The organism is Kytococcus sp. Marseille-QA3725, from assembly GCF_054950055.1.
The window spans coordinates 889,065-900,913 of the sequence record NZ_JBUCLA010000001.1 but is presented as its reverse complement, the minus strand read 5'-3'; the positions used below and the strand labels follow the sequence as shown (position 1 = coordinate 900,913).

At 73.2% G+C, this 11,849-nt stretch carries 12 protein-coding genes; 9 read left to right on the top strand and 3 right to left on the bottom strand.

The window, feature by feature from the left end; genetic code table 11:
* Positions 1-8 precede the first annotated feature (8 nt).
* From ACY8FT_RS04110 to ACY8FT_RS04100, 3 genes are read right to left on the bottom strand one after another with little or no spacing between them, the layout of a single operon-like run.
* Positions 9-1,220, bottom strand: coding sequence for an FUSC family protein (locus tag ACY8FT_RS04110; protein WP_462417661.1), 1,212 nt, complete (start codon positions 1,218-1,220; stop codon positions 9-11).
* Entirely contained in the window at positions 1,217-1,807 is a 591-nt protein-coding gene (locus ACY8FT_RS04105; protein ID WP_462417660.1) for a nucleoside/nucleotide kinase family protein, read from the bottom strand. Before ACY8FT_RS04105 ends, ACY8FT_RS04110 begins: the two co-directional genes overlap by 4 nt.
* A 4-nt stretch (positions 1,808-1,811) precedes the next feature.
* Positions 1,812-2,573, bottom strand: coding sequence for a TIGR03085 family metal-binding protein (locus ACY8FT_RS04100; RefSeq protein ID WP_462418393.1), 762 nt, complete (start codon positions 2,571-2,573; stop codon positions 1,812-1,814).
* Between the two features lie 105 nt (positions 2,574-2,678).
* On the opposite strand from ACY8FT_RS04100, the gene ACY8FT_RS04095 reads away from it, so the two are divergent.
* From ACY8FT_RS04095 to lgt, 9 genes are read left to right on the top strand one after another with little or no spacing between them, the layout of a single operon-like run.
* A complete protein-coding gene (locus ACY8FT_RS04095) occupies positions 2,679-4,550 on the top strand; it encodes an ABC transporter ATP-binding protein (protein ID WP_462417659.1) in 1,872 nt (623 codons plus the stop codon).
* Positions 4,547-6,367 carry an ABC transporter ATP-binding protein gene (locus tag ACY8FT_RS04090; RefSeq protein ID WP_462417658.1) on the top strand — a complete coding sequence of 607 codons (1,821 nt, stop codon included), beginning with the start codon at positions 4,547-4,549 and terminating at the stop codon, positions 6,365-6,367. The genes ACY8FT_RS04095 and ACY8FT_RS04090 overlap by 4 nt, the downstream gene beginning before the upstream one ends.
* The gene (locus tag ACY8FT_RS04085) at positions 6,364-6,909 is read left to right on the top strand and encodes a Trp biosynthesis-associated membrane protein (RefSeq protein ID WP_462417657.1); all 546 of its coding nucleotides are present in this window, start codon (positions 6,364-6,366) and stop codon (positions 6,907-6,909) included. Before ACY8FT_RS04090 ends, ACY8FT_RS04085 begins: the two co-directional genes overlap by 4 nt.
* A 43-nt stretch (positions 6,910-6,952) precedes the next feature.
* Positions 6,953-7,216: an HGxxPAAW family protein gene (locus ACY8FT_RS04080; protein ID WP_462417656.1), complete on the top strand. Its 264-nt coding sequence runs from the start codon at positions 6,953-6,955 to the stop codon at positions 7,214-7,216.
* Complete coding sequence (gene trpC, locus ACY8FT_RS04075; RefSeq protein WP_462417655.1) at positions 7,213-8,034, top strand: indole-3-glycerol phosphate synthase TrpC; 822 nt, start codon at positions 7,213-7,215, stop codon at positions 8,032-8,034. Before ACY8FT_RS04080 ends, trpC begins: the two co-directional genes overlap by 4 nt.
* On the top strand, positions 8,031-9,281 hold the full coding sequence (trpB, locus tag ACY8FT_RS04070) for a tryptophan synthase subunit beta (RefSeq protein ID WP_462417654.1): 1,251 nt from the start codon (positions 8,031-8,033) through the stop codon (positions 9,279-9,281). The genes trpC and trpB overlap by 4 nt, the downstream gene beginning before the upstream one ends.
* Positions 9,278-10,156 (top strand): tryptophan synthase subunit alpha, encoded by an 879-nt coding sequence (gene trpA, locus ACY8FT_RS04065; RefSeq protein ID WP_462417653.1) that lies wholly within the window; start codon positions 9,278-9,280, stop codon positions 10,154-10,156. The genes trpB and trpA overlap by 4 nt, the downstream gene beginning before the upstream one ends.
* A gap of 13 nt (positions 10,157-10,169) precedes the next feature.
* Complete coding sequence (locus ACY8FT_RS04060; RefSeq protein WP_462417652.1) at positions 10,170-10,982, top strand: DsbA family protein; 813 nt, start codon at positions 10,170-10,172, stop codon at positions 10,980-10,982.
* Positions 10,979-11,845 carry a prolipoprotein diacylglyceryl transferase gene (gene lgt / locus ACY8FT_RS04055; protein WP_462417651.1) on the top strand — a complete coding sequence of 289 codons (867 nt, stop codon included), beginning with the start codon at positions 10,979-10,981 and terminating at the stop codon, positions 11,843-11,845. Before ACY8FT_RS04060 ends, lgt begins: the two co-directional genes overlap by 4 nt.
* The last annotated feature ends 4 nt before the right edge of the window (positions 11,846-11,849 follow it).

The following is an 11,849-nucleotide window of genomic DNA, read 5'->3' as shown; positions in this document are numbered from 1 at the left end:
GACAGACCTCACTCCTCGGAGGACGCCTCCTGACGGGCCTTGGCCCGCTGGCGGTCCTGGTACCGCGAGGGCACCCGGACCCGCGCCTCGCCGTACGACAGCCCGGTGACCATGTACATGTCCACCACGATCGAGCGCACCTGGGCCCGGATGACCTCGGCGCTCAGCGAGGGGTCGTCGGCCTGGTGGTTGCTCAGCTCGGCGAGCTCGCTGAGCTCCCGGCGCAGCGGACCGATCTTGGGCTGGTCGTGGACGGCCTTCGCCAGCTCGCTGGCCAGGTCCGCCGCCTCGGCCACCATCTCGACGTAGCTGCTCGGGACGGGCTCACCCTCGAGGATGGCCACGTCCGCGCGGCGCACCAGGACGCGTGTATTGCGCAGCAGACGGTCGAACGCGGTGAGCTGTCGGTCCAGTCCACGCAGGTCCCGGCGCCGGCGCCACTGCCACGGGACGGTGCGCGCGATGGCCGCGCCCTCCTCGACCTGGGAGCGCAGCTCGTTGATGAGGCGGTCGGTGACACGGGCCTCGCGCAGGGCCTGGCCGACGATCTTCTCGTCCCGCTTGCTGAGGCCGTGGGCGGTGTCGTCCAGGACCCGGGCGATCTCCTCGGTGAGGCGCCGTGCGAGCCGTCGAGGCTTGCGCAGTGGTGAGGTGGGCGTGACCATCGCGATCGCGATGGCCACCAGACCGCCGATGACCGCATCGATCCAGCGCGAGAAGGCGCCACCGGGCAGCACGGTCGAGGTCGCGACCACGACCCCCTGCACGCCGGCCTGCATCGTGAGCAGGGTGCCGGCGTTCGCGAAGGTCGCGATGAGCATGGCCAGCAGGGCGATGAGCCCGGTCTGCCAGGCGCCGGCTCCGAGGTAGTGCAGGATCAGCTCGCCGGTGAGGATGCCCATGGCGGCACCGGCGGTGATCTCGAGCGCCCGCGTGATGCGGTGCCCGAAGTTCATGCCCAGGCAGATCACCGCGACGACGCCAGCGAAGATCGGTGCCTCGTGGCCGAAGAGCGTGTGGGCCACGTACCAGCTGATGCCAGCGCCCGCCGAGGCCTGGAGGATCGGGAACAGGCGGCTCTCCAGCCTCTCGCGCCGTCGGCTCGCCGCCGAGGCGGACCAGCGCCTCGCGCGCTCGAACGCCCGGATCTGGCGGGCGCTGTCGTCCTGCACCCGGATGCTCCCGGTGGTCGTACGGCGTACCGGCTCCCGACCGCTCATGCTGCCTTCCTCTCCACGAGCTGGTCCCAGACCGGCGGGCGGTCCCGCAGGAGGCGCTCCTCGGCCTCGGCCCAGGGGACCCACCAGGTGTCGCTGCCTTTGCCGAGGGGCGCGGCCTGCTCACGCCGGGCCACGGCCTCGCGGCGCTGCCACGCGGGGGCGTCCAGCCAGATGACGTGCTCGTAGGCTCCGCGCGCCGGGGGTGCGCTGCAGCCGACCCCCTCGACGAGGACGAGCCCGGTCGAGGGCCGGTCGAGGGAGCCCTCGTCGGCGTACCGCCCGGCGTGCCAGTCCCAGCGGGGCCAGGTGACGCGGGTGGCGCCCTGACGCAGGGGGCGCAGCACGCACCAGTCCAGCAGCGCCGGGGCGGCCTCGAGGCCGCCCCACCCGGCGTAGAGCTCCTCGACGGGGACGATACCGATCGCGTGTGCGCCGGTCCCGAGCCGGTCGGCCGCGAGCTCGCGCAGCTGACGGCTGAAGACCGTCTTCCCGGCCCCCGAGCGCCCGTCCACGGCCACCAGGACGAGCCGGCCCCCACCGAGGTGGGGTCGGATCGCCTCCCAAGCGGCGTGGACGTCGGTGCTCACGCGGTCACAGGGCGCGTCGGTGGGTGCGGAGGGCGTCGACGTCGGCGGCGTCGCCCTCGAGCTGCACGCGGGCGACGGCCTCGCGGCCGAAGGAGAAGAGGAGCAGCTCGACCGGTTCACCGGTGACCACGACGGTGTGGCGGCCCTCCGGCGGACGCTTCACGGCAGCACGCCCGGTGCCGGGCGCGACCAGCACCGCACCGACCGGCGCCTTCCGATGGGTGAGGCGGGCGGCGCGGGAGACCGCGCGCCAGGCCGCCTGCTGCAACCGGGTGTCGTGCCGCGGGGCCCAGCCGGGACGGGCGCGGCGCACGTCCTCGTGGTGGATCACGTACTCCGCGACGTTGATGGCCGGGCCCACCCCGGGCACGGCGAAGGGGACCCACGGCGCCGGGCCGCGGGAGAACCGGGCCAGCAGCGTGCCCCAGTCCTCGGTCGCGTACTCGTCCTGCACCTGCTGGGTGTGCCGGCGCAGGGGCCCCGGGAGGCCGATCCCGGGCAGGACGTCGGGGCGGCGCTCCCGCACCACCATGTGCGCCAGCAGGTCGCGAGCCGTCCAGCCGTCGCAGAGCGTCGGAGCGTCCGGACCGACCTCGCGCAGGGTCGCCAGGAGGGCCACGCGCTCGTGCCGGACGGGGCTGGGGAAAACGGGCCCTCCCACCCGCGGGGGGCCCCGAGGCCCCCGGGGCCCCCCCCGGCGGGGCCCACCGGGTTGTCGGGCGGGGGCCGTGACGGGATGGACGCATGTCCCCCGCCTCCACCCCAGCCCCGCCCGACAACCGGCTGGACCCGGCCGGGTGGGCCCCGGAGGTCGTCGGTGCCCCGTGAGAGTGTGAGGACCTGTTTCACCGACCCCTCTGGAGTGACCCTCGTGCCCGCTGCCGTCCGCGCCTCGACGTCCACGGACCTGCTCGACGAGCAGGTCTCGGCGGGCGAGGCGTTCACCGTGGTGCGTCGCGGCATCCGACAGGAGCCCGGCTGGTTCGCCCTGGCCGTGCTGGGCTCGGTGCTCTGGGCGGCCTCGATCGTCGCGGTCTCCCGCGCGGTGGGCTGGGCCGTGGAGCACGTCGTCGAGCCGGCGGGACGGGACGGGTCCACCACCCTGCGGGCCGCGGCCACGGGCCTGGCCGTCGTGCTCGGTGCCTACCTCCTGCAGGCCGCCGCGATGCTGGTGCGCCGCATCGCGGCCGGGCTCGTGGCCTTTCGCCTCGGGGCCACCTACCGACGGCTCGTCACGGACGCCTACCTGCGCCTGCCGCTCTCCTGGCACGTGCGCCACCCCGGCGGCCAGCTGCTCAGCAACGCGAACGCGGACGTCGAGACCACGTGGCGCATCTTCATGCCCCTGCCCATGTTCGTGGGTGTGCTCTTCCTGCTGGTCTTCGCCGGCATCTCGATGTACCTGGTCGACCCGGTGCTCGCCGCCGTCGGTGGTGTCGTCTTCCCGGTGCTGGCGGGTCTGAACATATGGTACCAGCGGGTCATGTCCCCGCGCGCGCAGAGCGCCCAGGAGCTGCGGGGCGAGGTCTCCCGGGTCGCCCACGAGAGCTTCGAGGCAGGACTCGTCGTCAAGTCGATGGGCCGCGAGGACGCCGAGGCCGAGCGGTTCGGGCGCAGCTCGGAGGCGCTGCGTGATGCGGCGGTGCGCATGGGCCGGGTCCGGGGGCTGTTCGACCCGCTCATCGAGGTGCTGCCCCAGATCGGCACGCTCGCGGTGCTGGTGGTCGGGACCTGGCGGGCGGCCGACGGTCACGTCACCACCGGTGACGTGGTGCAGGTCGCCTACCTGTTCACGTTGCTGGCCATGCCGGTGCGCGCACTGGGCTGGGTGCTCTCGGAGGCGCCCGCCTCGGCCGTGGGCTGGCGCCGCGTGCAGGCCGTGCTCACCGCCTCCACCGGCCCGGCGGCCGGGACGCGACGGCTGGAGGGTGCCGGTGGCCTGGACATGGAGCTCGAGGCCCTGGAGCACGCCCACGACGACGCGCCGGACAGTCCGACCCTGCGCGGTGTCGACCTGGACGTGCCGGCGGGCTCGACCCTCGCGCTCGTGGGGGCCACCGGCTCGGGGAAGTCGACCATCGCCTCGGTGGCGCTCGGACTGCTGCGCCCCACCGCCGGTGAGGTCCGGTACGACGGTGTCCCCCTGCCGGAGATCGCGCCGGAGTCGCTGGTGGAGCACGCCGCCCTGGTTGAGCAGACGGCCTTCGTGTTCGACGACTCGGTGCGTTTCAACGTCACGCTCGGGCAGCCGTTCACCGACCAGGAGATCTGGGCTGCCCTGGACCTCGCGCAGGCCGCGGACTTCGTGGCCGCGCTGCCCGACGGTCTCGACCAGCAGGTGGGGGAGCGCGGCGGCTCCCTCTCCGGTGGGCAGCGGCAGCGAATCTCCCTGGCGCGGGCGATCATCCGCCGGCCCCGGCTGCTCGTGCTGGACGACGCGACCAGTGCCCTGGACCCTGCGGTCGAGCGGGCCGTCTTGGAGCGTCTGCGCGAGGCGCGCGAGGGCATGACCGTGCTCGTGGTGGCCTACCGCATGGCCACCATCGCCCTGGCCGACCGGGTGGCCTACCTGGAGGGCGGCCGGGTGGTGGCCACCGGCAGCCACTCCGAGCTGATGGCCACCCGTCCGGGGTACGCCGCAGTCGTCGGCGCCTACGCCGAGGACCACGCCCGTCGGCAGGACGAGCAGGCCGGTGCCCAGGGAACGCCGGGTGAGCGGACGCCCCGGGGAGGTGACGCGTGAGCACACCGACGACCCGACCGGCCGACACCCGCGCCGAGGGCGCCCGGATCGGCGTCTCCGAGGCGGGCACCCTCGCGACGGTGCGCCGCGGCCTGGCGCTCTCCCCGGAGCTCACCCGTGGATTCGGCATCACGCTGCTGCTCGCGGCGCTGGCCACGCTCGGCAAGCTGGCCGTGCCGGTCGCGGTGCAGCAGACCACCGACCACGGCCTGCTCGCCGACGGTGGTCCGGACGTGCGGTACACGGTGACGATGGCCGGTACCACCCTGGCGGTGGTCGTCGTCCTCTCGCTGGCCAGCTACCTGGTGAACGTCCGACTGTTCACCGCGGCCGAGAGCGGACTGGCCACGCTGCGCACCAAAGCCTTCCGGCACATCCACGACCTCTCGGTCCTCACCCAGAGCACCGAACGCCGCGGTGCCCTGGTCTCGCGGGTGACCAGTGACGTGGACACGATCAGCCAGTTCGTCCAGTTCGGCGGCATCATGCTGATCCTGTCCGTCGGGCAGATCATCGCCGTCACCGTGCTGATGGTCGTGTACAGCCCCTGGCTCGCGCTGACCGTCTGGGTCGTCTTCCTGCCGATGATGCTGGGCATCCGCCGGTTGCAGCCGTTCGTCGGGCGCGGCTACACCCGGGTGCGCGAGCGGGTCGGCGCGATGCTCAGTGCCATCTCGGAGTCCATCGGGGGCGCGTCCACCATCCGTGCCTACGGCAGCCAGGAGGTCACGAGGAAGCGCACCACCGACGCGGTCCTCGCGCACCGCGACGCGGCGATCCGGGCCCAGTGGCGCACCGTGTCCGTGTTCACCCTGGGCATGCTGTCCTCCGGGCTGGCCGTCGCCGCGGTGGTCGGGGTCGGGACCCTGCTGGTCGGCCGCCAGTGGGTGACCCTCGGGGAGATGGTGGCCTTCGTCTTCCTGGTCCAGCTCTTCACGGCGCCGGTGAACCAGGCCACCGAGATCCTCAACGAGCTGCAGAACGCCGTGGCCTGCTGGCGACGCGTCATCGGGATCATCGACACGCCGGCGGACGTGGCGGACCCCGAGCCGGGGGTGGACAGCCCGCGCGGACCGGCCACCGTCACCCTCGACCGGGTCTCCTTCGCCTACCCCCGCAGCGACCGGGTGCTGCACGAGGTCGACCTGGAGTTCGTCGCTGGGCGCCGGCACGCGATCGTGGGGGAGACGGGCTCGGGCAAGACGACGGTCGCCAAGCTCATGACCCGGCTGCAGGACCCGCAGGAGGGAGCCGTCCTGCTCGACGGCGTGGACCTGCGTGAGATCTCGTTCGAGGCGCTGCGGCGCCGGGTGGTGCTGGTGCCGCAGGAGGGCTTCCTCTTCGACACCGACCTGGCGGCCAACCTGCGCTTCGCGGCGCCGGGGGCGAGCCCGGGTGAGCTGGAGGAGGCCGTCGACGAGCTGGACCTGCGGGACTGGGTGGACTCCCTGTCCCACGGACTGGCCACCCCGGTCGGACAGCGCGGGGAGTCGCTCTCGGCCGGTGAGCGGCAGCTCGTCGCGCTGCTGCGGGCGCGGCTGGCGGACCCGGACCTGCTGGTGCTCGACGAGGCGACCTCGGCGGTGGACCCCGGCACGGAGGTGCGTGTCCAGCGGGCGCTGGAGCGCCTGACCCGGGACCGCACCTCGGTCGCCATCGCACACCGTCTGTCGACGGCGGAGAATGCGGACGTCGTGGTCGTCATGGACGGCGGCCGGGTGGAGGCCGTCGGCCACCACCGGGACGTGCTCGCCTCGAGCACGACCTACCAACGCCTCCACGCATCGTGGGCGGCACAGCGAGAGGACGTGACATGAGCAAGACGCGCGTGGTGCTGGCCGGGCTCGCCCTGTGCGGGCTGGTCGGGATCCTGCTGGGCCTGACCTGGGTCTCGGGCACGCCCGAGGGCGGTCTCGGGGGCGGGACGCGCCTGGGCCTGAAGGGGACCGAGGCGACCTCGACGGTGCGGCCCGCCCTGTTCACCGCGGCGGCTGGGCTGCTGGTGGCCGCCTTCCTCGGGCCCGTCGCCCGTCGCGTGGCCGGTGCGGTCGTGGCGCTCTCCGGCGTGGCGGTGGCGGCAGGTGGTGGCACCGTGCTGCTCGATCCCGAGGCGCCGGTCGCCGCCAAGGCCGCCGAGGCCTGGGGGCTGGCGGACGCCGCGGCCGTACGGGCCACGGCGGAGCCCACCTGGGTGTGCTGGGCGGCCATCGCGCTGGGCGCGCTGCTGACGCTCGTCGGGTTCGTCGTGACGGCGGCCCGCTGGCAGGGGCTCGGGGCGCGGTACGACCGCCGAGGGCAGCAGGATCCGCAGGACGAACCGCTGTGGGACAGCCTCAGCCGAGGAGAGGACCCGACCTGAGATACTGCCCCGAGCGCATCCGCACCACCCGGAAGGAACAACCATGACCCAGGCCCACTCCGCCCCCCATGGCACCGAGCGTCCCGTGCGTCCCCCGGAGCCGGAGGAGCTGCACGACGACCACGGTCACAGCGTGGCGGCGTGGACCGGCACGATCCTCATGATCCTGGGCTCCATCCTGGTCACCGCCGGCATCGTCGCCGGCCAGGACCTGCTGATCTGGATCGGCGTGATCGTCACCGTCGTCGGGGCGCTGGCCTGGCCCATCATGGCGAAGATGGGCTTCGGCAACCCCCACGCCCGGTGAGCCCCACGGTGCTGGACGCCATCCTCGAGGGCGTCCGCGAGGACGTCGCCGAGCGTGAGCGTGCCGTGCCCCTGGAGTCGCTCGACTCCCGCGAGGTCGCCCCGCCGCGTGCGGTGCTCGAGGCCTTCCGCGCCCCCGGTGCCTCGCTGATCGCCGAGATCAAGCGCCAGAGCCCGAGCAAGGGCGCGCTGGCCGACATCGGGGCCCCCGAGGACCTCGCCCGGGCCTACGAGGCCGCGGGCGTCACGGCGGTGTCCGTTCTCACCGAGCGGCGTCGGTTCGGGGGATCGCTGGCCGACCTGGTCGCGGTGCGCTCCGCGGTGGACCTGCCGCTCCTGCGCAAGGACTTCGTCGTCGGCGAGTACCAGGTGCGGGAGGCGCGGGCTGCCGGTGCGGACCTCCTGCTGCTCATCGTCGCCGCGCTCGACGACCCCACGCTGCGCGCCCTCCTGGAGCTCACGCACGAGTTGGGCATGGAGGCGTTGGTCGAGGTGCACGACGAGTCGGAGCTCGAGCGGGCGGTCGCCGTGGGCAGCCGCATCATCGGCGTCAACAGCCGCAACCTGAAGACCCTCGAGGTCGACCCGGCCGTCCCCGCACGGCTGGTGCCCCGGGTGCCGGCCGAGGTCGTCGCGGTCAGTGAGTCCGGCATCCGCACCCCGCAGGACGTGCGCACGGCCGTCTCGGCGGGTGCCCGCGCGGTCCTGGTGGGCGAGGCCCTCGTCACCGCGCCGGACCCGGGCGTCGCCGCGGCAGGCCTGGTGGCCGCGGGCGCGTCCACCCCGTTGCAGCCACTCACGGAAGGGACCCGGTCATGACCGATCTGTTCACCCCCCAGTTCGGCGAGTTCGGGGGCGCCTACGTGCCCGAGGCGCTCACCGCGGCCCTGCAGGAGCTCGACACCGAGTTCCACCGTGCGATCGAGGACCCGGCATTCGTCGCCCAGCTCCACGGCCTGCACGCCACCTACACGGGGCGCCCCAGCCCGCTGACCGAGGCCCGCCGGCTCTCGGAGCACGCCGGGGGCGCCCGCATCTTCCTCAAGCGCGAGGACCTCAACCACACCGGGTCGCACAAGATCAACAACGTCCTGGGCCAGGTGCTGCTCGCCGAGCGGATGGGCAAGCGCCGCGTCATCGCCGAGACCGGTGCCGGTCAGCACGGTGTCGCGACGGCCACCGCCGCGGCCCTGCTGGGGCTGGAGTGCACCGTGTACATGGGGGCGGTCGACACCCGTCGGCAGGCGCTCAACGTCGCGCGGATGCAGCTGCTCGGCGCGGAGGTCATCGGGGTCGAGCACGGCTCGGCCACCCTGAAGGACGCCATCAACGAGGCGATGCGGGACTGGGTCGCCTCCGTCGAGGACACCCACTACGTCCTGGGCACCGTGACCGGCCCGCACCCGTTCCCGACCATGGTGCGCCGCTTCCACGAGGTGATCGGCGCCGAGGCCCGCGAGCAGATCCTGGCCGCCGCCGGTCGGCTGCCCGACGTCGCCGTCGCCTGCGTCGGTGGCGGGTCCAACGCGATCGGCCTGTTCTCGGCCTTCCTCGACGACGAGGAGGTGCAGCTGCTCGGGTGCGAGGCCGGTGGCGAGGGCGTCGAGTCCGGTCGCCACGCCGCACGCTTCGCCTCGGGCCGCCCGGGGGTGCTGCACGGGGCGGCCACCTACGTGCTGCAGGACGAGGCCGGGCAGACGCTGGAGACCCACTCGGTCAGCGCCGGCCTGGACTACCCGAGCGTCGGGCCCGAGCACAGCCACCTGTTCGCCACCGGGCGGGCCCGCTACGTCCCGGTCACCGACACCGAGGCCATGGACGCCTTCCGCCTGCTGTGCCGCACCGAGGGCATCATCCCGGCCATCGAGTCCGCGCACGCCGTGGCCGGTGCGCTGCAGGAGGCCCGTCGTCTCGGCCCCGAGGGGGTCGTGCTGGTGAACCTGTCCGGTCGCGGGGACAAGGACGTGGACACCGCCGCCCGCTGGTTCGGCCTGGTCGACGAGCAGGGCCGGGCCGACTCCGACGAGGACGTCGTGGAGGACGACGCACAGGGAGTGGAGTCATGAGCACCGTGCTGCAGGACCGGTTCGAGCGGACGCGCCAGCAGGGCCGTGCCGCCCTGGTGGTCTACCTGCCGGTCGGCTTCCCCGACGTCGAGACCTCCCGGGCGGCGATGGTCGCCGCGGTCGAGGCCGGCGCCGACGTCGTCGAGATCGGCATCCCCTACACCGACCCGGTGATGGACGGCCCGGTCATCCAGAACGCCGCGGAGCACGCGCTGCGTGGCGGCGCCGGGGTCGACGACGCACTGACCTGCGCCCGGGCGGTCGCCGAGGCGGGCGGGGTGCCCGTGGTCATGAGCTACTGGAACCCGCTGCTCACCCGGGGTGCCGAGTCCCTCGCCGCCGAACTCTCCGAGGCCGGGGTGGCCGGCGTCATCCTGCCGGACCTGCCGCCGGAGGCGGGGGTGGCCTGGCGCGCCGCCGCCAGCGAGCGCGGCGTCGACACCGTCCACCTGGTCGCCCCGAGCACCACGCCCGAACGAGCACGTGAGATCACCGCGGCGTGCAGCGGCTTCGTGTACGCCGCCAGCACCATGGGTGTCACCGGGGCCCGGGCCTCGGTCTCGGACGCGGCCGGTGAGGTGGTCTCGCGCATCCGCGCGGTGACCGATCTGCCGGTGGCCCTCGGGCTCGGGGTGTCCACCGGTGACCAGGCACGCGCGATCGCCGACTTCGCCGACGGCGTGATCGTCGGGTCGGCGGTCGTCACCGCCCTGGCCCGGGACGTCGGGGTGGACCTCGGTGCCGCCCCCGCAGCGGACCCCGCTGCGCCGCAGGAGGGGGCGCAGGACGCTCCCAGCGGACTGTCAGGGTCCGTTCCTACCTTTCCCCACATGACCGCGCTGGTGCGGGAACTCACCGGCGCCCTGTCCAGCTGATCAGGAGACCCCCATGCCCGTTGACAACAGCCCCCGCCCCAGCGGCACGCACCGTCCGAAGAACTCCTCCGGTGGCGGAGGAGTGAGCAAGGCCCTCATCGCCCTCATCGCCGCCCTGCTGGTCGCGGCCCTCGTGGTGCTGGGCGTCTGGCTCTTCGGCAAGGACGACGAGAAGAAGGGGGGTGGCGAGGAGAGCTCGGCCGCGTCCTCCGAGGAGGGCGGCTCCGGCGGCAAGGTGAAGGCCCCCAAGGGCATGTCCGCCGACGAGACCGGCGTGGTCGTCGGTGAGTCCGGTGGGCCCGAGGTCGCGATCTTCGAGGACTTCCAGTGCCCCGGCTGCAAGAGCATGGAGGAGCTGCTCGGCGACGAGATCAACAAGCGGGTCGACTCCGGCGACATCCAGGTGACCTACCACGTCAAGACCTTCCTGGACGGCAACATCCCCGGTGAGAACTCGGTGCGCGCGGCCTCCGCGGCCTTCTGCGCCCAGGACGCCGGCAAGTTCCGCGAGTACCACGACACGGTGTTCGACAACCAGCCCGAGGAGGGCGAGGGCTACACCGACGACGACCTCAAGAAGTTCGGCAAGGACGCGGGCATCAAGGGTGGGGACCTGAAGACCTTCGAGAAGTGCGTGGACGAGGGCACCTACAAGGAGCTCGCGCAGAAGTCCGAGGCGGAGACCTCGGAGATGGGTGTGACCTCCACCCCGACCGTGTACATCAACGGTGAGCACCACGAGCTGAGCAACAAGGAGGACTTCGTGAAGGCCCTGGACGAGGCCGGCGCCCCGGAGAAGTCCGGCTCCGACTCCAGCGGCAAGTGATCGTTCCCGCCTCCATCCCCAGCCCCACCCAGTCGGTGTGGTGGCTGGGGCCCCTCCCGGTCCGCGCCTACGCCCTGTGCATCCTCACGGGCGTGGGCGTGGCCCTGTGGTTGACCGTCCGCCGCTGGAAGGAGCGGGGCGGCGAGTCCGACGACGTCTTCGACGTCGCGATGTGGGCCCTGCCCCTGGGACTGCTCGGTGGTCGGATCTACCACGTCGTCACCTCGCCGGAGGCGTACTTCGGCGAGGGGGGTGAGCCGCTGCGGGCCTTCGCCATCTGGGAGGGCGGCCTCGGCATCTGGGGCGCCGTCGCGCTCGGTGCCGTCGGTGCGTGGCTGTGCTGCCGCAGCCGGGGCTGGTCCTTCGCCTCGTTCGCCGACGCGGTCGCGCCGGGCCTGCTCTTCGCGCAGGCGCTCGGGCGACTCGGCAACTGGTTCAACAACGAGCTCTACGGGGGCCCGACCGACGCGCCCTGGGGCCTCACCATCCACGCCTGGGACCAGAGCGCAGGCAAGGCGCAGGTGGACGAGGCGGGTGCCCCCGTCGTGCTCGGCACCTTCCACCCGACCTTCCTGTACGAGGCCGTGTGGTGCGTGCTCATGGGCCTGGTGCTGCTGTGGCTCGACCGCATCCGGGACCTGGCCGCCGGCCAGGTGGCCGCGCTCTACCTGATGCTCTACACCCTGGGTCGCTTCTTCATCGAGATGATGCGCACCGATGAGGCGAACACCTTTCTGGGACAGCGCATCAACGTGTGGGTCTCACTGGCCGTCTTCCTCTTCGGGCTCTTCCTATACTGGCGGGCGAGGCGCCGTGCGGTGCCCAGTCGACCCACCCCCTTGGGCGTGGACGCGGACCGGTAGCCCC

Coding starts and splice junctions, on each gene's coding strand:
- ACY8FT_RS04110 (WP_462417661.1), bottom strand. CDS start 1,220: ATGAGCGGTCGGGAGCCGGTACGCCGTACGACCACCGGGAGCATCCGG.
- ACY8FT_RS04085 (WP_462417657.1), top strand. CDS start 6,364: ATGAGCAAGACGCGCGTGGTGCTGGCCGGGCTCGCCCTGTGCGGGCTG.
- ACY8FT_RS04080 (WP_462417656.1), top strand. CDS start 6,953: ATGACCCAGGCCCACTCCGCCCCCCATGGCACCGAGCGTCCCGTGCGT.
- trpB (WP_462417654.1), top strand. CDS start 8,031: ATGACCGATCTGTTCACCCCCCAGTTCGGCGAGTTCGGGGGCGCCTAC.
- trpA (WP_462417653.1), top strand. CDS start 9,278: ATGAGCACCGTGCTGCAGGACCGGTTCGAGCGGACGCGCCAGCAGGGC.
- ACY8FT_RS04060 (WP_462417652.1), top strand. CDS start 10,170: ATGCCCGTTGACAACAGCCCCCGCCCCAGCGGCACGCACCGTCCGAAG.